Raw genomic sequence first — 25,344 nt, 5'->3', positions numbered from 1 at the left:
CCGGTTTGGCGAAACGTTGCGCCACGGCCATCACATGACCTAGCGTTGGCTGTAGACCGAGGCGGAGGTTGACTTCGCCCGATCTTCATAGTTCCCGTGACCATCCCCCCCGCGATAAGAACCGGACCGCCTGACATGGGCTTTTTGAAACGCATCCTCCGCAACAATACCGTCGAAGACACAGGGTCGATCTTCACACCGGGTAGCTTTGAAGCGTTGACGGAGGAGGAGCTGCAAACGCATATGGGTATCGACACCTACGGTGCGTTCGACCTGACCGATGCGATCCGGCCTTCGTATGACTTGCAAGTCGTGCCTCGCCAGGGTTTCCGCTTCGACGAATACGTCGACGATAACAGTCAAGTCCGCACCCCGGTCATCATGGCCGCGGCGACGCGACATCGGATCATGGACCTGTTTCTGGACCTGATCGACAAACTGGGGCCCGTCGTCGATGTCGTGCTGGAAACCAGCCACCATTTCGCACCCAACCAGCAGGACCTTTATCGCGAGCACATCGATGTGCCCGTCCTGAAAAGCATTTTGCTGGACCACGAAGACCTGCTGCTCAACGACGGCTGCACCGGCATCGCGGTGATCAATCCGGGACGACGCCAGGAAGTTCAATTGGACGAGCACAAGTTGATGATCATCTATGGTCGCCCGCTGGAACAGTTTGAACAAACGCTGATCGCGTCGGACGTCTATCCCGATGAAAACATCAAGTTCATCACCGAAGCGGAACATGTCCACAGCAGCAGCGAAGCTTACTTTGACAAGTTCAACACGCTCAAACACCGCCTGGGCATGGACAGCGACGACCAGTCGGGCTGCTGCTAGCGGGGATCGCGGTCGACCGAAGTGTCGTTTCCACGAGGCTGGAGCCCGAAGGCTTGCGCCATTCGGCTGACCTCCGTTTGACATCAGCCGGTTCGCGCAAGCGTCCGGGCATCGACGTAGCAGTATCGGGCGTCGCCCCCGGTCGGGTTGCCGTTTGAGGGTCCCGTGAACTAGGATTCGCGAAGACATCCGCATCGCCCGCCTCGCAGGACTTCGCCATCATGATTCTGGTTTTGAGCGCCAGTTTGAACCCTGGCAGCCGCAGCCGCATTCTCGCCAGCGCGTGCCGAGAGAAACTTGAAGCCGCCCGACGCGATGTCGCCTGGTTCGATCTCGCCGCGACCCCGCTGCCGTTTTGTGACGGTGCCGCCGCCTACGGACACCCCAAAGTCATCGACCTGGGAAACCTGATCGAATCGGCCGATGCCATCTTCATCGCGTCCCCGGTGTACAACTTTGACGTCAATGCGGCGATCAAAAACGCTGTCGAGCTGACCGGAAAGAAATGGACCGGGAAAGTCGTCGCGATGATGCTGGCCGCCGGCGGGGCGGGCAGCTACATGAGCGCGATGGGATTGGCCAACAGCCTGATGCTGGATTTCCGCTGCCACATCGTCCCCAGGTTCGTCTACGCCACCGGCGAATCCTTCGAAGGCGACAAGCTTGCCGACGAAGACATCCAGTCGCGTGTCGACCTGCTGGTCACCGAAACCCTGCGTCTGGCCGACGCCCTGGCACCGGGCGTCTGAACAGCGCACGTTGGTGTCTCGCCTTCAGGCGACCGTCCAGCTTAGGGCGATGCTTTTCTCGCGGTACGATGGCCCTTCCGAGCCGTCGCCCGTGGGGCTCTGCGCGACGACCTAGAAAGGACGTCGTACACCCATCCACCGACCACCTACCCACGATAAACCCCGTTGGCCTGGATATATGCCTCGACCGATCGGGGCACGCGGTGGCGAATGCTACTCCCCTGCCCTGCCCTGCTCCGAATCTCGCTGCTGGAAATCTCAATCACCGGCATGTTGATCACGCAACCACGAAAGCGTTCGATCCGGTCTTCGCTGACGAGCCCCTTGAGCACCGAAAAATCGATTTGCTCTTCGCCGCCGCGCTGAACCACCGCCAACGATACCCGCGAAAGCAACGCCTCCGGCTGATGCCAGCGACGCATCGATGCCAACGAATCGCTGCCGATGATCAGATACATCTCGGCGCCGGGATGCTCCTGCTGCAACTCCGCGATGGTGTCCACGGTGTAGCTGACGCCCGCACGATGAAGCTCGCGTGTATCGACCTCGTGCCCGGGACGCCCCGCGATGGCCAGCCGCAACATCTCCACCCGTTGGTCATCGCTGGCAACTGGTCCGTCCGGCTTAAGCGGCTGCGTCGCGGTCGGGATCCACAGCAACCGGTCCAGATCCAGGGCTTCCGTCGCGGTTTCGGCGATCCACAAGTGTCCCACGTGAACAGGATCAAACGACCCGCCAAAGACTCCGATGCGCATCTCCATGGCTCCGTTACTCTTGCTGGTGATTTCGCTGGCTGTTTTTTGCTGCCAACCGCTGCGATCAACAACTCACTCAAGTCCATGTTGTCGCCTTCGGCCTCGCATTTGACCACCCGTGTCAGTCCGATCGGAACGATGAAGTGACTGATCCGACGGTCCCAAATCTCCAGGAATGCTTTATGCTGACAGGCGACGCCCCCCACGCTGCAACCTCCGCCGGCCCGATCCCCATGCCGTCCGCCGTTCCCCCCCAACGCCCCAACGACACGCGCCCTGGCGACAGAAATCCAAACGATACCGCTGCCCCTGGCGATGGCCTCGGTGAAGTCTCCGGCAGCCTTTCCGCACCCGGATTTCTATCTTCCGGCGATGACGCAGCCGATGCCGGAGACGCCGCCCAGAATCGCGGCGCCCAGAATCGCGGCGCTCAACACAAGAGCGGCGCTCAGCACGAAGCCACCCAGGGACAGTTGTTCGAAACCGATCCCCCGCCCTGGGAATTGGCGGTCGAAGAGGACGTGGCGGTCGCGAGCGTCGTGTTTCGCGACGCGCCCTACGGCCCCTACGATTATCGCATCCCGGCAGAGATGCGGGACCAGCTTCACCCCGGCATGCGGGTGCATGTGCCGCTGGGCCGACGCAAACGCCCGACCGTCGGCTGGTGCATCGAAACCAAGATCGGCAGCCAGAGCGGCAAATCGCTCAGCGACGTCGCCGAAATCCTGGACGATGCTCCGCTATGCGATCGGCCGTTGGTGCGGCTGGTGACGTGGATGAGTCATTACTATCAGTCACCGGCCGGACAGGTCTTTGACGCGTTGATACCGTCCAGCGTTCGTGCAAGTGCGGGGACTCGTGAACGGACCTACCTGACCCCCGCGCCGTCGACGGCCGATGAATCCGTCGTCGACGCGCTGCCAAAGAAGCAACAGCGGGCGCTGCGATTGTTGATCACGGCTGGCAAACCGATGACGGCCTCACAACTCATGGTGCACGCCGAGTGCACCGCGGCGCCGATCAACGCGCTGCGAAAGAAGGGGCTCCTGTCCGAGGACACACGCCGCGAAATGGCGACCTCGATGCCCGTCCGCTGGCAGACCAGCGACGGGGAAAAGACCGAGGCGCATGAACTGACCGACGATCAATCCCTCGCCTTGCAGCGGATCACCGCAGCCCTCGATGCGGCGGCCGCCAAAACGCTGCTGCTGCACGGCGTGACCGGCAGCGGAAAAACAGAGGTCTACATCCGTGCGATCGAGCACGTCGTCAAATTCGGCCGCGCCGCGATCGTGCTGGTGCCCGAAATCAGTCTGACCCCGCAAACCCGAGGACGATTCGAACGACGCTTCGCCTCGGTCGCGGTGCTGCACAGCCAAATGACGCCGGCCGAACGTCACTTCCAATGGCAACGCATCCGACGCGGCGAAGTCCAAGTCGTCGTCGGCCCCCGCAGCGCCGTCTTCGCACCGCTGCCACGGTTGGGACTGATCATCCTGGACGAAGAACACGACGGGTCGTTCAAACAAGACAGCCAGCCTCGCTACCACGCACGCAAGGTCGCCTACGCCCGCGCCCAATCCCTAAAAATCCCCTTGTTGCTCGGCAGCGCCACGCCCTCGCTGGAATCCTGGCACGCCACCCAATCCGGCCACGCCGAATTGATCTCCATGCCCAGCCGCGTCGGCAACCGCCCGATGCCCGACGTCCAACTGGTCGACCTGAGGATCAAGGACGAACGGTCCCGGGGCGGCGCGATCAGCCGTCAATTGCACCTGGCCGTCAACGAAACCCTGCGCGAAAACGGGCAAGTCATCCTGCTGCTCAACCGCCGCGGCTTTGCCACCACCATCCAATGCCCCTCCTGCGGTCACGTCGTCGCCTGCCCGGACTGTGAAATGCCACTGACCCATCACCGCGACGGCGGCAAAGCGGTCTGCCACTACTGCGACTACACCATCGCCACGCCACCGTGGTGCCCGGAGTGCCGCTTTGACGGGATCCGGTACGGTGGACTGGGCACGCAGAAACTGGAGGTCGAAGTCAAGGCTCGGTTCCCCGATGCCCGTGTCGCACGGATGGACAGCGACACGATGCGCCGCCCGGGTAGCCACCAAAAAGTCCTCTCGGCGTTTCGCAGCGGCGAGCTGGACCTGTTGCTCGGAACCCAGATGATCGCCAAAGGCCTGGATTTCCCCAACGTGCTGCTGGTCGGCGTGATCAATGCCGATGCGGCGCTGCACTTTCCCGATTTCCGCGCGGGCGAACGCACCTTTCAACTGGTCACCCAGGTCGCCGGACGAACCGGCCGGGGCAACCGCGGCGGACGCGTCATCGTGCAAACCTTTTCACCCGAACACATGGCCATCCAAGCCGCCTCGCGTCACGATTACCTGCAATTCGCCAACGCGGAGATCGCCAACCGACGAAAATTCAATTACCCGCCGCTGGGCAGCGTGGCCCGGATCATCATTCGCGGCACCGTCGAAGACGTCACCGAGGCGACCGCGAACTCGCTGCTGCTGCGGTTGGAATCGGCTCGCGAACGCCTCGGCGCGGAAGTCCGTCTGCTCGGCCCCGCCCCGCCGCCGATCGCCAAGCTCCGCGGCAAGTATCGGTTCCACCTGTTGCTTCAATCACTGGACCCGCTGCAATTGGGCGCGACGATTCGCATGGCGACCAAGACCTTCAAGATCCCCGAAAAAGACGATGTGCAGTACGTGATCGACATCGACCCGATGGACATGCTGTAGGGCCCGGCTACTTCGCCTTCTTGTTCCGCGCCGCGATCTTCTTCATCTTCTTGACCTGATCCTCACCGACCACCCAGCCGCGACAATCCCGCGCGCCACATCGACAGCGGGGGATCCACCATTGGGCATCCCACTGGTAATCGAAACAGAGTTCCGTCCCCGCTTCAATGTTGCAGCGGGCGATCAGGCCGTTGGTCGTCGCGGTGACCTGCACCAGATCACAATTCGGACTGCAGGAGTGATTGATAAAGGCACCGGGGATGACCGGTTCCAAATACCAATCGTCCTCCAAATGCATCGCATAGGTGGATCCGTCATATTCGGCTGCCGGAATCAACTGGCCCTTGATTTCGATGACCAGTTCGCCGGGGAGAAACTGACGCGCGGCGAACACACCACAGCCCAGCTTTCCGCCATGATCGTACACGTACACGTCACGATCTTCATATCGGCGATACCCGTAATCCTGATCGACAACCGACTGCAACTTCTTCCGTCGTTTCTTTGACAGTTCCATCTCTTGCCCAACCCAAACTTAACCACCTTGCGTCACGCAAACATACCTGACGCTTGCGACACATCAATCATCAATCGCACAAAGATACTGTTTTGATAGCCGCATGTTGAGTCATCAAGAATGACCTGACGGTCTTCCACCCTTGGCGTACGGTAAAGCGAGACTTGACGCCAAAGCGTCTGCCCCCAAGTCACTCGACGTCGAAGGTAGCGACGTCGGGCAGCGGCGGCACGACGCTTGGTAGAAAATCTTCGCATTGGTGTAAGACGCCATGCATCGCGTGGTACCCCATGTTGTAGACCGCAGCCTGCCTGGCCGACGATCACGACGCGTGCTTGCGATCGCCCCGAAGGCTGTGCCAGACGCCCGATTCAATCCACCACTGACAGGAGCATCTCCATGTCGATCGACGTTCAAAACCAAACCGTCTTGATCACCGGTGCAAACCGCGGCATCGGAAAGGCAATCTTGGAAACCGCGATCGCCCAGGGGGCCAAAAAGGTGTACGCAGCCGTGCGGGACCCGGATTCCGTGGCCGGTCTGGTGGCCGAGTATGGCGATCAGGTCGTGCCCATCGCCGTCGATTTGCAAGCCCCCACATCGATCGACGACGCGGCCGCGGTTGCCACCGACGTCAACATCGTCATCAACAACGCCGGCATCCTGAGAACCAATGATGTGCTGTCCCCCGAAGTCTTCGCCGATTATGAAGCGGAACACCGAACCAATGTGCTGGGATTGCTGCATGTCGCCCAGGCATTCGCACCGGTATTGAAAGCCAACGGAGGCGGCGCGCTGGTCCAACTCAATTCGGTCGTTTCGATCAAGTCGTTTGTGGACTTCGCCTCGTACTCCGCCTCCAAAGCGGCCAGTTATTCGTTGACCCAGGCGCTGCGCGAACGGCTGGCCGGCCAACACACGGCGGTCGTCAGCGTTCACCCGGGGCCGATCAAGACCGACATGGCCCACACCGCGGGCTTGGAAGAGTCCGCGGATTCGCCTGCGGTGGTCGCCGAAGGGATCTTTGCGGCCCTCCGCGAAGATCGATTCCACGTGTTCCCCGACGCGATGGCAAAAGAATTCGAATCGGCCTACCAGAGCTATGCCAAATCCTTCATCGAGGCGGAGATCGCCGAGTCGACCTGAGCGGAATCTCGCCGCGGATCGCAAAACAGAATCTTGGCCCCCGAGACGCTTACCGACGGTACATCCCTCGCTACAATTTGGACTGCCACCATTATTCGTCCTCGGCGAAGGTCCTGGAGATGCGCGATTCTGAATTCGAATTCACCCGATCGGAAACCTTCGGATTGACCGATGTCGGAATCAAACGCGCGGTGAACCAGGACCAGTTCCTGATCGCGGAATTGAGCAAATCGATGCTCGTTTCCGCGTCCAGTTTGGCGGAGATCAGCACCGGGCGTTTCTTCGGCGGCATTCAAGGCCAAGTCCTGTTGGTCGCCGACGGGATGGGCGGTCACGCGGCCGGCGAAAAAGCCAGCAGCATCGTGCTGCAACACCTGATCGGCCGACTGCTTAACAGTGTCCACTGGTTCTTCCAGTCCGACACCGGATCGGAAGAAGAGTTCATCAACGGACTGCGAAATCTGTTGCGGGACGCTCACAGCCGACTGCTGGCCGAGTCGCGCGAAGACCATGAGGCGGCCGGGATGGGAACCACGCTGACGATGGCCTACATCCACTGGCCGACCATGTACGTCGTCCATGCCGGCGACAGCCGATGCTACCTGATCCGCGACGGCGCGGCGCGGCAAATCACGACCGACCACACCCTGGCCCGACAGATGGTCGAAGCGGGCGGGATGAAACCCGAAGACGAAGCCGGCAGCCGCTGGAGCAATATCCTGTGGAACGTCGTCGGCGGAAACAACCAGCGAAGTCTGCTCGCGGAAGTGCATCGCGTCGATCTCCAGGAAAACGATTCCGTCGTGCTGTGCAGCGATGGACTGTACCGCTACCTGGACGCCGATCACCTGCCGGTCATGCTGGCCCACGAACCCGACGCATCGGTGGTGTGCCAACAACTGGTCGACCTTGCCAACCAACGCGGCGGCGAAGACAACATCACCGTGATCGTTTCTCACCCGACGCCCCGAAGACACTTGGCCGCCAACGGGTCCATGATCGAAAGCGATCCGGCGTGCAAAGAAACCTTCCCCGACGTCCAAGACGATCCCGAGGTTTGATCCGCTGTCCGCCGTTTCGTCTTCCCACGGTCGGATCGCTTGGCTCGGCCCCGTCTGCGGCATCGCCTCGGCCGTCCTGTACACCCTGACCAATATCGCATTGCGAAATTGTGTCGACGTAGACGCCTACCTCGTCTCGGCCGTCAAAGCCGCACCGACGGTCATCGTGATGGGACCGATCGTCGGCTGGCTTTCGGTCCGTCCATCGCCGACGCATCGTCCGACGGCGACGATCGCCCGAGCAGCGTTGCGGCGATTTCCGCAATTCATCCTGGCATCCTTTCTGGCACAATTCTTCGGAAACGCCGCCTTCCAAAAGGCACTCGAGCGGATCGGTTTGGCCGCGTCGGTTCCGATCACCCTGGGAGTGCTGATCGTCGGCGGGGCCATTTTGGGCGCCGTCCTGTTGAAGGAACCTGTCAGCCGTCGCAAAGTCGTCGCCATGGTGACCTTGATCACCGCCGTCGTGGTGCTGTCGATCCCGGATCGCGAAGTATCCGAACCTCGCGAGATCGAATCCGTCACAACCTCCAGCGCTGAGGCGGATCTGCCCGAGGCGATCGACGTGGTCGTCGGATCTCTGTGGGCCGCGGTCTCCGGACTGGCCTATGCCTTCTTTGGCGTGACGATGCGGCAGACGCTGCAAACCGGAATCCCGGCTCGCAACCTGATGCTCGTCAGTGGGTTGACCGGCAGCATCGCGCTGTGGGCGTTCTGTTTCGTCACGCTGGGGACCGCAACGATCACGTCGACCAGTCCGTCCCAGTGGGCGCTGATGTTCACCGCAGGCTTCTTGAACTTTTCCGCCTTCGTTGCCATCACCACCGCCCTGAGACTGCTTCCGGTCGTTGCCGTGAACTTGATCAATGCGTCTCAGGTGGCGATGGCCGGGGTGGCCGGCGTGATCCTGTTCAACGAACCCATCACGATTCAGCTTGCCATCGGAATCAGCTTGACCTTCATCGGCTTGATCATCCTGGCTCGCCGCACGCGCGCCCCGATCGTGATCACCGACTAGTGGTCCGTCTCGCCTTCAGATTCGGGCCAGCAGGAGCGGACGAGGCAGTTGCGAAAAAAGAGTGCATTTCGCAGTACCTTTTTCATACGGCACGGTTTAAGTATCGGATCGCTCACACAACATCCGTTCAGGCGAACCGGCAACCCCGTCGGTCGCCCCGTTGACGGCGTGCTCTGGTGTCAGCGGCCTTACCTCCCCTTGGTTGTGTTCCCCCCCAATAAAGAATTCGCGATGAAGAAATCAATCCTCGCCGTGGCCTGCGCCCTGCTGATCACCCCCTCGTCGTTCGCCCAAGATGCCCCCGCAAAGAAAGGCAAGAAAGGCCAGGCGGCCCGAAACGCCCCGGCGGCCGTCGTGCTCAAGCAGCTCAGCGATGTCGGGCTGACCGATGAACAGAAAGCCAAAATCCAGACGATGGCAAAAAAAACAGCCGCCGAAACACAAGCCGCCCTCAAAGAAGCCGGCATCACCCCGGCCATCATGAAACAGCGAGTCGCCGCTCAACGTGAGCTGAAAGACAGCGGCAAGAAACCGGCCGAGATCCAGGCGGCCATTCACGAAAAGCTCGGCCTGACCCAAGATCAAATTGCCGTGCTGAAAAAGTCCAACGCGATGCGGACCGCCCTGCTTAAGGACGCCGTCGCTTTGCTGACCGAAGAGCAAAAAGCCAAATTGCCCGAGCGACTTGTCAAAATGACCAGCCGCGGCGGCGATGCGAAAGGCAAGGGAAAAGGAAAGAAGAAAAAGCAGGACGAGAACAACTGATCCGCGCCGACCAATCGTCTCGGTCGAAGCATCAAGTGAACGGACGCACGCCCGTTGAGTGCCGGTGTCCAGGGCGTTCAAGCGAACTATACCGGTTATGCGGTCGTCCCGCCGGCAGGCAAAGACTGACCGGCAAGGATGCCGATGAGACCCAGGCGAGCGAACGGTTTGTCGTCTCGGAATACTCAAGAACCGTTGTCCCGAACGATTGCGAGCCATCATTCGAAACCCCCAGCGGCTGTGAATGCACCCCCAGCCGCCATTTGCAATCTCCCCAACCGGCGGAAGGAACTGCCTTATCATGCGATGCACTAGCTTTTATGGACGTTTGCTGATCGCTGCTGCTCTGATGTCGGTCACCACGACTTCGGTCAGCGCGAAATGGACCGATCACTGGAATAATTTTTGGCACAAGGTCGGAGTCGGATACGAACGCAACAACGCGTGGCCCGACCCCTACAACGAAATGGATGCCATGGCAGTGATCACTCCGTTCGAGGCGATGAAGCAGAACGGCTGGGTCCTGCACAACACCATCGGACCGCATCAATTCCGCGACGGTGATGGCGCCCTGAAGACCTCCGGCCAAGAAACCGTAGCCTGGATCGCTCGACAAGCTCCGTCTTCGCGTCGCCAAGTCTACATCGTGCGTGCCGCAACGCCGGAAGAAACCGAAGCCCGCATCGCCTCGGTGCGCGAATTGCTCGCACAACTTGACGGGCCCGGGCCGCAAACCACGGTCGCCATCACCGACCGCGTTCCGCCGACCGCTTCGGGTGCCTGGGCGACGAAGGTCAACCGCACCTGGTTGGAAGAATTGGCACCGCCCAAGCTGCCTTCCAGCAGCGCGGCGGGGACTTCCGCGGTCACCCAGCAATAGGCGACAACCCACGACTGCCCGGAGCGACCCACTGCGGCCGCCGATGCTAGCGAAGCAACTCTCATCTCTCCACCCGATGGCGGTTTCCCCTCTTCAGGGAAACCGCCTTTTTTCGTGGAATCTGAGTCGAACGCCAGAGCGAGTTGAAGTCAGTTTGACAATCGGCCGATCCCTACAATCGGTGCCATCGGACTCGCTTGGCCACCACGCCGCTTCGCCCTACTCGTTGACTCCGATTGTCACGGGAGAAACTTTGTCGTGACTGACCCAACCCAGACGTTTCGAAATCGACGACGAAACCGACTTTCCTCCGCGCTCGCGGCTTCCCTGGTGATCGGTTGCGTCGGATCCACCACCGGGTGCTCCAATTCCATCGGAACTCGCGTCGCTTCGTTGAACCCATTTTCCAGTGCCCCGGCAGATCCGAGCAGCGGTGCCAGCAGTTCGAACTGGTTGAGTGGCCCCAAGCACGTCGGCGCATCCATCGCAGGCACTGCGTCAAAGTCGCGTCAGACGGTCGCGGGTTGGTTCGGACGTTCCGACAAGAACGACCCCGACGTGCAGGAAGGCGACGCGACCGACCCGACGAGTTTGGCGCACAAGGCCGAAGTGACCCCGGAAGTCTTTGTCGCCAACGGACGACTGTGGGAATCCACCGGCAACTACGAAAAAGCCATGGAAAGCTACGCCAAGGCGCTCGAAAAACGGCCGAATGATCCCGACGCCCTGGCAAACATCGCTCGGCTTCATTTCCGACAAGAGAACAACGAAAAAGCGGCCGAGTACTTCGGCAAAGCGATCCAACAAAAACCCGACGACGCCGGGCTCTACAACGACCTGGGACTGACGCTCAGCAAACTCGGCAACCACAACGCGGCCGCAACCACCATCGAACAAGCACTTCGTCTTTCCCCGGGTTCCTCACGCTACGCCAACAACCTGGCCAGCGTGAAATTCCAGGCCGGTGACCCCACCGGTGCGTTGGAAGTCTTGGTGAAAAACAACAAACCAGCCGTCGCGCATTTCAACATGGCCTACCTGCACTACAAGCGTGGCCAACACTCCGAATCGACACGCCACCTGAACCAGGCGCTCGCCTACGCGCCCCAGGCCGCATCGGACGCGGCAACCAAACGTGCTGTCGAACGGTCCCGCGAACTGCTGGCCCAAATCGGAAATACCCCCGGAACGGCTTCTTCGGCGATCGCGATGGCCGGCTCCGCACAAGCGGACGGAAACCAAGCCGCCGCGGCAGCCGTGCAAGCTGCGGCAGCCGTCCAACAGGCCGCCCAGGGATTCCCCCAGGGATTCCCCCAGGGATTCCCCCAGGGCTTCACCCCGGGAACGCAGGTCCCGGGGTTCGAGAATGCCGTGCGTCCGGCCTCGACCGACAACGCGACCTTCAATTTCGGGAACGCGTCTTACAAATCGTCCGCACCGAATCAAAGCGTCAATCAAAACGCCGGATCGACCGCCCCGCAGGCCGCCACGACCGGCCATGGCAGCCGCAGCAACTCGAGCAATCCCGAAACGTTCGCCTTGCCGCCGAATTTCTCGATGCCCCAATAGGGGAATCATCCTGGCTCCCCTCTTCCCCAAAACCGCTTGATCGTTCTCTGGAATCACGAAAGAATTGATGGGTCACGCGTCGCGCCCCGGCGATCCTGACGATCGCCGCCTCGCGATCCTTGCAATCCACACCGGAGACACCCATCGTGAATCGAGTCCAGACTTGCCTCGTCGTCGCGTTCCTCCTGCCGCTGTCCACGGAGTCGTCGTCGCGAGCGTCTGCACAGACGCTCGTCGATTTTCGCGAAGCCGTCCGCAGCACTGAATCTGCATTGATGACCGTCGTCGTCGACGCGGCACACCAACAAGCGGAACAACCGCAAGGGCGCCGGATCGAAATCCTTCGTCCCGACGGCGCGCCGCTCAATCAGTTCCGCGGCGGGCTGCCGCGACGTGATATCGATCGTCGCCCGTTGGAAACCAACAGTGCGGCGTTTGCCATCGGCGATTCGATGATCGTCGCCTTCGTGGGTGATTCAGTGACCTCCGTGACCGTGCAAGCCGCGTCGGACGATCAAGCCGATGGCAAGGTTGTCGCGCTGGATCACGTGACCGGATTGGCCGTCATCCAGACGGACCTTGCCCCGGAATCCGGGCTGGTCGTCAGCGCCGCCGAAACCGAGCCCGGACAGCCCGTCGTCGCCGCCTGGATCACGGAGCGAGGCCTGGTGACCGATTCGGGAATGGTTTCCACACGTCCCATTGCGACCGCATCCGGTGTGGGCACCACACCGACGATCGACTTTGGGACCGGTCGGCAAATGACCGGTGCCCCCGTGATCGACGCCACCGGAATCGTGGTTGGTGTGCTTGTGCCGAGCCACACCGGCGGTCTGGTGTGCGTCCGTTCGACGCACCTGCTGCGGCTGATCGAGTCCGCCACCGGCGACACGCCAAAGGATTTGAAACGTGGCCTGATCGGCATCCAATTCGAAGGCGGCGGACCGCTGGTGCAACAGGTCAGCCCGGATTCCGCGGCCCAGCAAGCCGGCATCGCAGCGGGCGATCTGATCCGACGAGTCGGCCCAACATCAATCCGCGATTCCCAAGAGGTCGTCGCGGCGGTCGCCGATGCACGGGCCGGAGAGACATTGGAAATCACGGTCGTGCGCGGAGACCAAACCATCACGCTGCCCGTCACGCTCCAGGAGCATCCGGACCAACGGATTGCTCGACACCGACCGACCGATGGCACCCTGCCGCTGCAACAAGCCTTTGAACTCCGAGACGGGCAACTCGTCCCCCTGGAGATCGACCCGGACGCCGATCCGTTCCCACCAGGGATCCGAAGGTTTCCGATGGAAGATCTGTTCCGCAACTTCCAAGTCCCTGGCGGAGATCTCCAAACGCCGGGTGGACCGTTTTGGAGAACGCCGCGACCGGATGACGGCCAAGATGACGGAAAGGACTTGGAACGCAGCGATGTCGAAAAGACACTCAAAGAGCTGCAGCGCCAGATGGAACAGCTGAATCAACAACTCGGCACCGAAAGAGATTAAGCGGCGCCAGGCCGACATGATCTCGCGCTCGACCGATTTGACGAGAACGACAGGGTGAGGAGATTTCGGAGGTAAGAATATTTCCGAGCCGGCGAGGCCCTACCTGGGCTGTGCAAAATCTTGATTTTGCTGTGGTTCAGACTTCAAGCGAAATCATTCCGCGCTAAATGGTCGACTGACAGCATCCATCGGGCGACGAAACACGAGTGACATCAGCCGATTCGCGCAAGCGTTCGGGCCCCAGCGTCGATTGGAGGCCCGTAGGCTGGCGCCAACCGGCTGATCCCAAGAGGGTTTAGCGGAATCGAAAACGGCAAAATCTTCCTACCACGAAATCTTCCTACCACGAAACGCCACGGCGGTCGTTGGATAAAACCACAAGCACGTCCACCTCGGGCGTGGCGACGTGATCACTCGGCCCGTAGCGGGGCACAGACCAACTCCTTGTCATTCCGTGCGTAAATCATCCCCTCGGCAATCGCAGGATGCGACCACACGACACCTCCGCGGCGCCGAAGTTGCTGGAGCGTTGGAGAGATCAACTTGGACCGCGATCGGATCTCGATGCCGTCTCGTGAAAGCGTGGTGAACAGTAATTCGCCTTGATCATTCAGCATGATCTCGTCGTCACCGTTTCGAATGGTGTGCACCGTCGCCCAGCGGTTGATCGGGACCACCGATCGATCTTCCCAGATCCGGTCGCCGGTCACCAAGTCCAGACAGCGAAATTCGCCATAACTATCCGCTCCGTAGATCGCATCTCCCTTGATGATCGGGCCACTGATCATCGCGTGCAACGCGTCAGTGTTCTTCTCGTCTTGACCGATGCGATGCCACAGCTTTTTCGCGTTCGGACTGCTCATGTCCAATTCGATCAACATCGAACCGTCGTAGAACGACGAAACGAACAATCGATCACCGCTGACGACCGGCGTGGGGACGCCGATCGGCATGTTGCGCGGTTTCATCTCGATTGACCAGAACACGTTGCCGGTTCGCGGATCCAACCCGCTGACACTTTCGCCGGTCCAGCAAACGACGACGTCCTGGTCACCTTGCCGGATCATGATCGGCGCGCTGTATCCGGCTCGTTCATCCAAGGCTCTCCAACGCTCCTGGCCGCTGGCCAAATCAAACGCAACCAGACACGCCCCTCCGCGGCCGCCGGTCACTTGAATCACCATGTCATCGTGCACCAGCGGTGCCGCCGTGATGCCCCAATTCGGCATGCGAATCTGATAGTCCTGTTGCAGATCACGACTCCAGATGACTTGGCCGGTCCCGGCATCCAAACAATTCAAACGCCCCATCCCGCCGATGGCGATCGCCTTGCCTTGGTGCACGGTCACCGCGGCGCGCGGTCCCGACGCTTCGTAGCCGATCTCGTAGCGGACGGGATCACTGTGTTGCCAAATCAGTTTTCCCGTTGCGGCGTCCAAGCAGAGCACGCGTTCGCGAATCTCGGGGGCTTCCCCCTGTCGGTCGGTCAAGTAGACGGATCCGTCGCTGACCGTCGGTCCACTGTAGCCCGGCCCGACCGGCACCGACCAACGCAGCGGAATCTGTCCGGCAGGCAACTGCCGCACCAACGTCGGATCATCGATCGTCGCATCGCGTCCCACACCACGCCACTGCGGCCAGTCCTCCGCATCGACCGATCCAGAGCAAACCACCAGCATCGCCAAGCCGCAACACCAACCCATCCCACGCCCCGAATCCACCCAGCGCATCTTCATCATCTCTGTTTCCTCAAGTCATTCGATTTCTGCCTGACGCACAAAATTGTACCAGCACCAATTCGCCAGCAGACAGGCGCCCTGCCCCCATCGTTTTGCCCCCATCGTTTTGCCGCCATCGTTTTGCCCCGTATCATTCTGCCCTCCCAACTCCCAACTCCCAACTCCCAACTCCCAACTCCCAACTCCCAACTCCCAACTCCCAACTCCCAACTCCCAACAACAAAAAACGCCCCGTCCTGCACACAACACAGAACGAGGCGATGAAACCAATTCAAACGATCCGGCGCGTCACTGATTCAGCTGTTCCTCGATCGTTTCACTCGAAGCACGCGTTCCCAGTGCCCCCCACAGCCCATACGGGCTGGCGAACCCGACGGCATTTTGGTTGGCGTTGTTACGGAAATAGGGAACCGGCGCCCGCGAATTCCCCGCTTCGATCGAATCAGTGATGAAGATGACTGCGCCATCGCCCATCAAGACGTGTGCCCCGCCCTGGTGCCGACTGCTGGGCGGAATCGCACCGTGGCCGCCATGGTTAGCGATCAAACAAACCTCACTGTTGGGCGGCAAGATGGTTGCAACGGTGGAATACAGTGGGCGTTGGTCGGCCCAGCGGAATCCGCGCATCGTCCGGGTGCCGGTGTAGTTGACGCCCGTCGTTGCCCAGAAGTTTGGCCGGTCGGGATCGATTTGGTTGTCGTCTTCGCAGAACTTGGGGTTGTTCAACAGGTTGTCACGTCCGTTGGCGCGCGAACCCGTCGTCGAAATGTTTCGGTCACCCAAGTCCGTCATCATTTCACCGCCCATGATCGTGTTGGACAGGCCGTCCAACACATCGCGGAACTTGGTGCCCCGACTGGGGACGAACATGCCGCGACACGATCCCCGGACCTGACGCATGCGTCCGGTGTGATCAGCGTAACGCCAGCGACCGGTGTTGCCCTGGAAAAAATTTTGACCGTACTGCGTCCGCCACATGCTATCGCCGTAGCTGCACCCATAATTGGTGCGGCCCAGTGCCGGCAAACCACGTCCGGGATCACTGGGACAGCGATAGCTGGGGATATCGACGTTCCAAGGCCGATAGTCGATCGCATAGGGTGCCGGACCGAAAGCCGGCCAATACAAACCGTTGTCGTCGCGGTGTTGATTGGAGATTTGATCCCAAACTCCCTGCTGTTCCATGAACGGCGTGATGCCGACCAGCCAGCTGAGCAAATTCCGCGTGAACGCGACCGGCGGCGGAGACGCGGTGCCGGTCACCGCATCGCCGCAACACGCATTGTTGAACTCATTGGTCGGCCCGGTCCCGTTGATCGGCAACTGCTTGTAAGCCGAATGATAGTTGTGAAGCGCGATCCCGATTTGTTTGAAATTGTTGCTGCAACTCATCCGCCGCGCCGCCTCGCGGGCCGCTTGAACGGCCGGCAATAACAAGCCGACCAAAATTCCGATGATTGCAATCACCACCAATAACTCGACGAGCGTAAAGCCGCGTCGCAACGATCTACCGTACATAAGAACATTCCTCGACGAATAGAAAAAAGAGGGTGAGTGACGAAACAACTCACCACCAGATCAATCGACCTTCATTCCTCCTCCGCCGCGGCGGAGTCCGCTTCCTCGGCCGCGTAGACATCTTCCTTGTAGGCCTGGATCTGCTCTTCGGTGCGGGGAGCCATCGTCGGCTCGTTACTGCCACCGCATCCGCCGGCGCTGACGAAAGGGAAACCGAACAATACAATGAAAAAGCTGTCTCGAAAGAATCGCATCAGTGCTTCCGCAGGCGAGTAGGAACAGAGAGGGTCGACTTCGATTGTCGGCGGTTCAGCGGCCGCAAACAACTTTGAAGACAAACAATATTCCTAAAGCCGATTAGGTGACGCCTAATGGACACTACGGATCACGATTTCACGGAACGCTTTCTGGTGCTCCGGCTCGCGCCGATGTCGTCGTCGCAGGATCACAATCTGCTCGTGTCCGAACAGGCCCGACAGATCCCGCGAGCACAGCTTTTGGCGTTTGCCGATGGGCGGATTGGACTTCACGCCCCAACGCGGGCTGATCGGCGCGATCGCCAGCCCAAATCCGAGTTGGACAAACTGCATCGCCAGATTCTTGGTGCTGGTTTCACACACGATCCGCCGCTGATCCATCAACCCGGCGTCGGCAAACACTTGGTCGACCCGCGTCCGGGTATTGGTCCCGACGCTGGACATGACCAGCGGAAACCGCACCAGCGTTTTGGGCGTGATTCGTTTGTAGTCAAAGATCGGGTGACCTTCGGGTCCGACCAGGACAAAGGGGAATGACGTGATCGGGTCGGCGCACAAAGTCGACGGGAACGATGCCTCCAGTTGCCCGGCAACCGCGAGATCCACTTCGCCGCGTTCGAGTAGTGATCGAGCTTCATTGGAAACCACATCCACCAGACTCAATTCGACGTCGCCGTGCTGCTCGCAGTATTGCAAGATCGGTGCGGGAAGTTCATTGATCAAGATGTTTGCCGGCGAGGCGACTGACAACCGTTGCGGGATCGCCTGGGCCTGCAAATTAAACTCTTCCAACAATCCGTCAAAACCGTGCACGACCGGTTCGGCCAGTTCGACCAACAGGCGACCGTGCTCGGTCAACGTGACCTTTTGGCGTTCGACTTCGATCAGCGCCACACCCAGTTCTTGCTCCAAGGCACGAACTTGCTGCCACACCGACGGGGTCGCCAAGTCCAGTGCTTCGGCCGCCGCGGCAAAGCCCTTGCCGCGTGCCAATTCAAGCATCGCCCGGAACTGTGCGATGCGGACCTGCTTGAAATACCGGCGTTTGGAATTCATTCTGTCCCCCACCCCGGGACTCGATCGTCACCGGCCGACCTTGTATACTGTTGGTTTGTGTTCGGTGCAGAAACAAAACATTCAGCAAGGTTGAATTATGTTCAAATCATTGGGTTTGGTGTTCACGTTCGCGGTAGCCGTGTGTCTGGTCGGTTGCGGCGGGAACCAAGGCGGCAGCGTCACGGAAAACGCCGAGCAATCGGACATCGAAGCGTATGAGGCTGCCATCGCTGCCGAAGAAGCAGCGATGAATGAGGACTTCGAGGAAACGAAATAGCGGCATCGGAATCCGCGGCTGGAATCTCGTGATGGGCGCCTTCTGATAGACGTCCTCCAATGAACGCCCTCCAACGGACCGCAGATCAACTCCGTCAGACCAGCCGTTGCCAGTCCGGCTTTCATCACCGAGCGGGTGAAACACAAAAAACTCGGCTTCGCAGTGCGAAGCCGAGTTTCTTTTTTGACTGTCAGACGATCTCGTGCGAGCTACTGATTGAGTTGCTCTTCGATCGTTTCGCTGCTGGCACGCGTTCCCAAGGCGCCCCACAGCCCATAAGGACTTTGCGCACCGGGCACATTGTTGGTGGCCGGCGCCCCGTTGATAAACACCATCGGGTTTCGGGAATTGCCGGCTTCGATCGAGTCGGTCATGAAGATCACCGCTCCGTCACCCATCAGCACGTGGGCACCGCCTTGGTGACGACTCGATGCCGAGGCCACCATGGTGTTGCCGGTGTTGTTGATGCCGCAAATCTCCGAGTTCGGTGGCAAGATCGTTGACATTCCCGAGAACATGATCCGGAAGTCCGCCCAACGATAACCGCGACCGTTGGCGGCACCGGTGTCGACCGGGGCCGACGGATCCCAGAATCGTGGACGATCCGGATCGATCTGTCCCTGATCTTCACACCACTTGGGATTCTGCAAGATGACCGAGTTGTTGTTACCGGCCAAGTTCGCATTTCGCGTTTGCCGGCCGCGGATGTCTCGGTCCTGCAAATCGGTGATGATCTCACCCATCATGATCGTGTTGGAAAGGCCATCCAAGATGTCACGGAACTTGGAATCCTTGTGCGGCACAAACGCCCCCCGGTCACAGGCCAGAGAGTTCCGTGCTTGCCCGCTGGTCGATTTGGGCACCCAATAATCGGAACGACTCGCGCCACGGTCAAAGTCGATCGGACCGCGAACGGCCCAGTGGATCGAATCTCCCATGCAAGCTCCGTAGTTGGTCCGCCCCAGTGCCGGCAGGCCGACCCCCGGATCGCTGGGACAGCGAAGCGTCGGGATTTCGGTGACCCAAGGTCGGTAGCGATTCAGGTGCGGCGCCGGTCCCATCGGTGGCCACGGGATCGCGTAAGGCGTTGTCGGATCATTGGCATTGATTCGGTTCGGTTGGCTAATCTCGTTCCAAATCGCTTGCTGCTCCATGAACGGAGTCAACCCGACCAAAGCACTCAAACGCCATGCGTTGGCGTCACCGTAACCGGTCCACCAGTCGCGCGTGTGGTTGGCCGTCCCTTGGTTGGCATTGCCGCCGTCGGGACTGTCGGTCCCAGCACCCTGAACGGGTAGCTGCTTGTAAGCAGCGTGATAGTTGTGAATTGCAATCCCGATCTGCTTGAAATTGTTACTGCAACTCATCCGCCGCGCCGCCTCGCGCGCCGCTTGGACTGCCGGCAATAGCAGCCCCACCAGAATGCCAATGATGGCGATGACGACCAACAGTTCCACAAGTGTGAAACCCTGGCGCCGCTGTCCACGTCGGTTCATAAGAAATCTCTCAAAACGAAGAATGGAAAAGGCATGAGACCTAAGGGCAAATCCGACTCCGACAGAGCGGATTAACACAGTTCAAAGATACCAAGCTCCAGAATCAGTGTCCAACAATCGCCAACGCGATGCAACATTTTTATCCCCCGTTTGTCCGGATGGGCGTGGCTAGTGCGAACACACCCCACCAAGGACCAGAAACCACCCCCTCTTTCTGACTACGCCCTCACCTTCCCCCGTGCCGACGCCCTGCCGCGCCCCGCTACCGCGCCAACTCGAACAGATCCCCATGCGACTGGACGATCACCAGACGACGATCCACTGCCACATTTTCAAACCGCTGGACAACGCCGTCGGGCCAATGGACCTCCAGCTGGGTCACGACTTGGTGTTCGCCGAGCCCGCAACAGACCAAGGGCTGATTGCGGCACATGTATCCGTCACCGGACGAGACAACTTTGGTCAAACTCCGATCGCCCATGGACAGTTGAATGGACGCACCGATCGCATCGCGTTCGGCGGTCGTGCCGACCAGCTGGATCTGCAACCAGTGATACGGCGTCGGCGTCCGGTTTTCCAGCAGCGCGACCGGTTCCAACAAGTCGGACACCACAAAATCGACGCGCCCGTCATTGTTCCAGTCGCAAGTGGCAAGGGCTCGCGAAAGGTGTCCCGACTGCCAATACGCGGGATCTCCGCCCACTTCCTTGGCGACGAATCGCGACTGCTCGCTGGAAAACACCATCGTCGGCATCCGAAACGCACGACCTTCACGCGAATAATCTTCGACGTGCCCGTTTCCGATCACCAGGTCTTCGCCGCCGTTGTTGTCATAGTCCAGTGCCTGCACGCCGAAACCGAGCCGCTCGTAGGTCGGTTGGTCCAAACCGGAGGCGACCACCATGTCGTCGAAGACCCCGACCTGGTCCTGCATGTATTGATTGTTCCATTCCTTTTCGAAATTGGTCACATGCAAATCCGGTCGTCCGTTGAAGTCGAAATCCGCGACGGCGATGCCCATGCATCCCTGCGGAGTCCCGTTGGCACCGAACGCCACGCCACGCACGGCGGCCATGTTTTGCCACTGACCATCCTCGTCGGCCCCCGCGACGGCGCGCTGCCACAAATGGTTGGCCAAACGATCGTTGGCGACGAAGATCTCGTTTCGCCGGTCACCGTCTAAATCGGTCAGCACGACGCCCAAACCCGTCGCCGGTGCGACTTGCCCGTCGCCGTCGATCGATTGTCCGGCCAGCGAACCATCGCCGACGGACAGGAATAATCGGTCATGAGAGGGACGAAAGTCCAGGGGCGCCGGCAGCCGAACCGGTGTTCCGTCGGGGTTGTATCGGATCGGATCATAGACCCGCGGATCGTCGACGTAGTTGACTTCGACCAGATCCGGCAACGCATCGCCATCGACGTCACCCATCGCCAGACTGGTCGTGAATCGCGGTTGTTGCCAAACGTGATCGCCCGATTGCTCGGCGAATGTTCCGTCGCCTTGGTTGATCAACAATGTGTTTTGCATCAGATTGCCGACCACCAAATCGGGGAAACCGTCTTGGTTCCAGTCCCCCGCCGTGATGCCAAACGTGAAACCCCGATCATCGCAGTTTGCAAACTCAGTCACAGCGATCAAACGATCTCCCAACGAGCGAGCCAACAGATTCGGACGCGTCCCAAGACCCTCCGGCGGATCAGCGGAGGCTTGCCCCAGATAAATGTCGACGTGACCGTCCAAGTCATAATCGATGCACGCCACTCCTGCCCCCAATTGTTCATGCAACCGAAACTCGCGTCGTCGCTGCGTCGGGGCGTTGTAGTACGTGAACTCCAAACCGACTTGCGGCGCGATGTCGGCAAACGCCGGCTCGACCGCCGCGTCACGGGGTTGTTCCGCCGGCTGATCATTGATCGTCGCGTCCGTTCGCCTGAAGTCGGCAATCCGAACGTCACTGGGAAACCGCGTGACGTCGATGCCGCACAAAACCTTCTGCCGATTGTCGCGTTCGAAGCCGTCCTGCTCGGCCATCGCAAGCGCTTGATCGAGTTGCCGCACCGCACCGGCCGGCGATCCCATCTTCATCAGCGCGATGCGATACCAGGCCAGCGCTTCCAGCGGCCGGCCCGCATCGGTCAGCAATCGTGAAAGTTCGTCGATCGCAGCGGGATCGAATGCGGCCCCGGAAAAAAGTTGCCGGGTGATCGTCCTCGACCGATCGATCAACACGCCGCGGGCGCGAAACCGTTCGGACTCTGACCGGTGACCGCCGGCCGACAACGCCTGGCGGATCCGGTCGGTGGTCGCCAGGTCGCCCGGTTCGCGCAACACCGCTTCGGCAAACTGCCCCACGGCCCGGTCGAACTCGCGCTGCCGCATCGCCCAACCGCCCAGCGCCATCCAATATCCCGGATAGCGTTGTGATTCCGGCGGCACCCTCCCCAACCAATCGTCGAACACCTCGTACCGCTGCGATTCGATCAGCATTTGCCCATAAAACGCCATCGCCTCGGGATGTCGTTGGGCAACCAATCGACTCGTTTCCAACACCCGCGACGCGTCTTTCACATCGCCTTCGCCGTACATCGCACGTGCGACGTTCAACTCGCCGAGGGTTCGATTTCGTTCCACGTCCTCCACGCTCGGTTTCTCGGTCAGACCGGCAAACGATCGCGCGGGAAACATCAACCCGCGTAATTCGTCCGCGCTGGCTCTCCCTTGTCGACACAGCTTGCGAACATGTTCATTGGCGTCGAAACGGAATCCACGTCGATTCAAAATCGCAACCAGTTCATGGCGAACGTCATCCAACTCGCCACGCTCCTCGAGCAACGATTCCAAGCGATCGATCGCCTCCTGCCAGCGCTGCGCACGGGTCAGCATCGACGCGGCGCGCTGCCGCCATTTCCAACCCTCCTCGGCCGACAACCGGGCGGCCGAATCCAACATCGTGACCGCCTCGTCCACCCGTCCCTGACCGTTCAACACACCCGATGCCAAGACCATCGCACCGGCATCGTCGGGGTAGCGCAACAGGTGTGCCTGGACCGCCCGCATCGCCGCCGATGCATCACCTGACGCGATCAAACGGCGGATCCTGGCCAGACTCGCCTGCGGTGAAGGTGACTCGCGAGACGGCTTGGAATCCACTTCCACGTGATCGCGGTCCGGTTCCGGTCCTGTCACCGCGGATGGCCCCGGACCGCCACAACCGGTCGTCCATGCAAGCAGAAACATTACCCAAGCCGAGAACCAAACCGTGATCGCCCCCCATCGAAGATCGCGCCATCGGCTCCCCGCTCCCACGAATCCCCTGCGAGTGGAGCTTGCCTCGGATTCGGGAGAGAGGGGCTGGAGGTGAGAGGGAAATCTTGACATGGCGGAGCACGTGCAAACCTTGATCGATCGGAGTGATCAAGTTTAGCAGACGGTCGCCAGGGCAGCGTCTAACCGACCAATGGCAGAGTGCGTCGCGCCGGATCGGGAAGCGGGTGTCTAATCCGTCGGGGAATCGTTCCAACGCCCATCGGTAATGTCCGGATGAACGCTTAAAGTCCTCCTACTCGGATGACGCCGATGGGCTACAATGCTGGGGACTGATTTCCCACCGTCCCCCCACCACGGACTCCAAAATGAGAAGCCTTGTCGCAACATCCTTCCTTGCCGTTTTCTTTCTCTCACTCGCAGGATGCCCCTCACCTCCGGCAGATGCGATCTCCGGTGCGGAGCAGTCAGAGGTCGAAGAATATCTGGCTCGGGAAGCGGCGGACCAAGCGGCACTTGCCGGCGAGATGGAAGCAGGACTGAAGACCACACCTGCGAAGAAAAAGTAGCCGTTGGAATTGCCAACGAGCAGACATAAAAAGACCTCGGCTCCTCCCGGAGTCGAGGTTTCTTTTTTCAATTCTGAATCTGCGTCAGTTTACTGATTCAGCTGTTCTTGAATCGTTTCTCGGTTTGCTCTGGATCCCAATGCCCCCCACAGCCCATAGGGGCTTTCTGAACCCGGCACCGCTTGAACATTGGTCGCACTGACCCAAACCATCGGGTGGCGGGAGTCACCTGCTTCGATCGAATCGGTCAAGAAGACGACGGCGCCATCACCCATCAAGACGTGACAGCCACCTTGGTGCTGACTGGACGGTGGGAACATCCCCGTTTGTCCTGCGTTGTTGCCGCCACAGATCGGCGCATTGGGCCCATGAATCGTGAACATCCCCGTGAAGTGCGGCCGGAAATCCGCCCACTTGTATCCACGAGCATCATTGACGCCGGAAATCGCATGACTGCCAAGCCAGAATCGAGGACGATCCGGGTCGATCTGGTCGCCTTGCTCCTGGCACCACATCGGGTTATCGCGAACGTCATCGGGCGGGTTGCCTTCGGCGTTATTCGTCTGAATACCACGATTGTCCCGGTCACCAAGATACGTGATCATTTCACCCATCATGATCGTGTTGGACAATCCATCCAGCACGTCGCGAAACTTCGCTGATTTGTGAGGAACGAACATGCCTCGGTCCGCCGCGAGCGACTCCCGTGCGTAGTTTTGGTTCTTCAGCTTCTGTTCACCGTCGGGCGACTCGACGGCGTCCAACGCGTTGGTCGGACCGCGGACGGCCCACCACATCGAATCCCCTCCACAAGCCGCGTAGTTGCTGCGTCCCTGTGCGGGGAGCCCCACGCCGGGATCGCTCGGACAACGCAACATCGGGATCTCGGTCACCCAGGGGCGATACTGAAGAAACTGAATGGTCGGCCCCATTGGCGGCCACGGTGGAACGACCGGAGTGTTCGGATCCAACGCATCGACTCGACTCGGATTACTGATTTCATCCCACAGACCTTGCTGTTCCATGAAGGGAGTCAGTCCGACCAAGCAACTCAAACGCCACGCGTTGGCATCGCTGTAATTAGTCCACCAGTCCCGCGTCCGATCCACATTGCCATATCCCCCAGGTGCCGTGCCGCCATCGGGACTACCCGTTCCGGCACCGTGAATCGGCAGCTGCTTGTACGCCGAATGATAGTTGTGGATCGCCAATCCGAGCTGCTTAAAGTTATTGCTGCAACTCATCCGGCGTGCCGCCTCGCGCGCCGCTTGGACTGCCGGCAGCAGCAGCCCCACCAGAATGCCTATGATGGCGATAACGACCAACAGTTCCACAAGTGTGAAACCCGGACGTCGCTGTGGACGTTGATACATCAGTGATCTCTCAATGTAAGTTTGGAAAACGACAACCGACAGACGCAAAGCTGCTCTCGGTGTAAACCCCGATCCTCTCCGAACGGACCGCTTTTTTTAACGGTGACGCGTCACTGAAAACGGAAAGAAATGAGGGGGCAGAAAGACACTTCACGCCCCCCACTTCGGGGCAAAGATTTAGAACGTCGGTAGGGACCGATACAACGTCGCTCGTCCGTTCACGATGTTCGACATCTGAC

21 protein-coding genes are annotated in these 25,344 nt (G+C 60.2%); 12 read left to right on the top strand and 9 right to left on the bottom strand.

Annotated elements, in window-relative coordinates; translation table 11 throughout:
• Positions 1–96 precede the first annotated feature (96 nt).
• Together Mal15_RS31750 and Mal15_RS31745 are read left to right on the top strand one after the other, a co-directional pair.
• Complete coding sequence (locus tag Mal15_RS31750; RefSeq protein WP_233903146.1) at positions 97–840, top strand: hypothetical protein; 744 nt, start codon at positions 97–99, stop codon at positions 838–840.
• Between the two features lie 221 nt (positions 841–1,061).
• Positions 1,062–1,589 (top strand): NADPH-dependent FMN reductase, encoded by a 528-nt coding sequence (locus Mal15_RS31745; RefSeq protein WP_147871401.1) that lies wholly within the window; start codon positions 1,062–1,064, stop codon positions 1,587–1,589.
• A gap of 146 nt (positions 1,590–1,735) precedes the next feature.
• Here the strand turns inward: Mal15_RS31745 and nadD are convergent, their stop codons facing one another.
• A complete protein-coding gene (gene nadD, locus Mal15_RS31740) occupies positions 1,736–2,350 on the bottom strand; it encodes a nicotinate (nicotinamide) nucleotide adenylyltransferase (RefSeq protein WP_147871400.1) in 615 nt (204 codons plus the stop codon).
• A gap of 227 nt (positions 2,351–2,577) precedes the next feature.
• Here nadD and priA point away from each other — a divergent pair, with 227 nt between their 5' ends.
• Complete coding sequence (priA, locus tag Mal15_RS31735) at positions 2,578–5,097, top strand: replication restart helicase PriA (RefSeq protein ID WP_147871399.1); 2,520 nt, start codon at positions 2,578–2,580, stop codon at positions 5,095–5,097.
• Between the two features lie 7 nt (positions 5,098–5,104).
• Here the strand turns inward: priA and Mal15_RS31730 are convergent, their stop codons facing one another.
• Positions 5,105–5,614, bottom strand: coding sequence for an SET domain-containing protein (locus tag Mal15_RS31730; RefSeq protein ID WP_147871398.1), 510 nt, complete (start codon positions 5,612–5,614; stop codon positions 5,105–5,107).
• A gap of 399 nt (positions 5,615–6,013) precedes the next feature.
• Here Mal15_RS31730 and Mal15_RS31725 point away from each other — a divergent pair, with 399 nt between their 5' ends.
• The 7 genes from Mal15_RS31725 to Mal15_RS31695 all read left to right on the top strand — a co-directional run bounded on the left by Mal15_RS31725 (position 6,014) and on the right by Mal15_RS31695 (position 13,552).
• Positions 6,014–6,760: an SDR family oxidoreductase gene (locus tag Mal15_RS31725; protein WP_147871397.1), complete on the top strand. Its 747-nt coding sequence runs from the start codon at positions 6,014–6,016 to the stop codon at positions 6,758–6,760.
• A gap of 119 nt (positions 6,761–6,879) precedes the next feature.
• Complete coding sequence (locus Mal15_RS31720; protein WP_147871396.1) at positions 6,880–7,821, top strand: PP2C family protein-serine/threonine phosphatase; 942 nt, start codon at positions 6,880–6,882, stop codon at positions 7,819–7,821.
• A 100-nt stretch (positions 7,822–7,921) separates the two neighbouring features.
• Positions 7,922–8,839, top strand: coding sequence for a DMT family transporter (locus tag Mal15_RS31715; protein ID WP_147871395.1), 918 nt, complete (start codon positions 7,922–7,924; stop codon positions 8,837–8,839).
• A 231-nt stretch (positions 8,840–9,070) separates the two neighbouring features.
• A complete protein-coding gene (locus tag Mal15_RS31710; protein ID WP_147871394.1) occupies positions 9,071–9,604 on the top strand; it encodes a hypothetical protein in 534 nt (177 codons plus the stop codon).
• Between the two features lie 301 nt (positions 9,605–9,905).
• Entirely contained in the window at positions 9,906–10,484 is a 579-nt protein-coding gene (locus Mal15_RS31705; RefSeq protein ID WP_147871393.1) for a hypothetical protein, read from the top strand.
• Positions 10,485–10,742: 258 nt separating this feature from the next.
• Complete coding sequence (locus Mal15_RS31700) at positions 10,743–12,053, top strand: tetratricopeptide repeat protein (protein ID WP_233903145.1); 1,311 nt, start codon at positions 10,743–10,745, stop codon at positions 12,051–12,053.
• Between the two features lie 146 nt (positions 12,054–12,199).
• On the top strand, positions 12,200–13,552 hold the full coding sequence (locus Mal15_RS31695; protein WP_147871392.1) for a S1C family serine protease: 1,353 nt from the start codon (positions 12,200–12,202) through the stop codon (positions 13,550–13,552).
• Between the two features lie 410 nt (positions 13,553–13,962).
• Here Mal15_RS31695 and Mal15_RS31690 read toward each other — a convergent pair whose 3' ends face one another.
• From Mal15_RS31690 to Mal15_RS31675, 4 genes are all read right to left on the bottom strand, one after another.
• A complete protein-coding gene (locus tag Mal15_RS31690) occupies positions 13,963–15,288 on the bottom strand; it encodes a PQQ-binding-like beta-propeller repeat protein (RefSeq protein ID WP_233903144.1) in 1,326 nt (441 codons plus the stop codon).
• A gap of 291 nt (positions 15,289–15,579) precedes the next feature.
• Positions 15,580–16,809 carry a DUF1559 domain-containing protein gene (locus Mal15_RS31685; RefSeq protein ID WP_147871391.1) on the bottom strand — a complete coding sequence of 410 codons (1,230 nt, stop codon included), beginning with the start codon at positions 16,807–16,809 and terminating at the stop codon, positions 15,580–15,582.
• 71 nt (positions 16,810–16,880) lie between these two features.
• Positions 16,881–17,063 carry a hypothetical protein gene (locus Mal15_RS31680; protein ID WP_147871390.1) on the bottom strand — a complete coding sequence of 61 codons (183 nt, stop codon included), beginning with the start codon at positions 17,061–17,063 and terminating at the stop codon, positions 16,881–16,883.
• Positions 17,064–17,177: 114 nt separating this feature from the next.
• Positions 17,178–18,122: a LysR family transcriptional regulator gene (locus Mal15_RS31675; RefSeq protein WP_147871389.1), complete on the bottom strand. Its 945-nt coding sequence runs from the start codon at positions 18,120–18,122 to the stop codon at positions 17,178–17,180.
• A gap of 97 nt (positions 18,123–18,219) precedes the next feature.
• On the opposite strand from Mal15_RS31675, the gene Mal15_RS31670 reads away from it, so the two are divergent.
• A complete protein-coding gene (locus tag Mal15_RS31670) occupies positions 18,220–18,399 on the top strand; it encodes a hypothetical protein (protein WP_147871388.1) in 180 nt (59 codons plus the stop codon).
• Positions 18,400–18,608: 209 nt separating this feature from the next.
• Here Mal15_RS31670 and Mal15_RS31665 read toward each other — a convergent pair whose 3' ends face one another.
• Both Mal15_RS31665 and Mal15_RS31660 read right to left on the bottom strand, forming a co-directional pair.
• Complete coding sequence (locus Mal15_RS31665; RefSeq protein ID WP_147871387.1) at positions 18,609–19,895, bottom strand: DUF1559 domain-containing protein; 1,287 nt, start codon at positions 19,893–19,895, stop codon at positions 18,609–18,611.
• 262 nt (positions 19,896–20,157) lie between these two features.
• Positions 20,158–23,136: an FG-GAP-like repeat-containing protein gene (locus Mal15_RS31660; protein ID WP_167547171.1), complete on the bottom strand. Its 2,979-nt coding sequence runs from the start codon at positions 23,134–23,136 to the stop codon at positions 20,158–20,160.
• 395 nt (positions 23,137–23,531) lie between these two features.
• Here Mal15_RS31660 and Mal15_RS31655 point away from each other — a divergent pair, with 395 nt between their 5' ends.
• On the top strand, positions 23,532–23,732 hold the full coding sequence (locus Mal15_RS31655; protein ID WP_147871385.1) for a hypothetical protein: 201 nt from the start codon (positions 23,532–23,534) through the stop codon (positions 23,730–23,732).
• Between the two features lie 89 nt (positions 23,733–23,821).
• Here the strand turns inward: Mal15_RS31655 and Mal15_RS31650 are convergent, their stop codons facing one another.
• A complete protein-coding gene (locus tag Mal15_RS31650; protein WP_147871384.1) occupies positions 23,822–25,105 on the bottom strand; it encodes a DUF1559 domain-containing protein in 1,284 nt (427 codons plus the stop codon).
• Positions 25,106–25,344 lie beyond the last annotated feature (239 nt).

The sequence above is a fragment of the Stieleria maiorica genome (assembly GCF_008035925.1).
In the GTDB taxonomy this organism is placed as follows: domain Bacteria; phylum Planctomycetota; class Planctomycetia; order Pirellulales; family Pirellulaceae; genus Stieleria; species Stieleria maiorica.
Note: the sequence above shows the minus strand (reverse complement) of the source record. Positions and strands in the feature narration are given on the sequence as shown.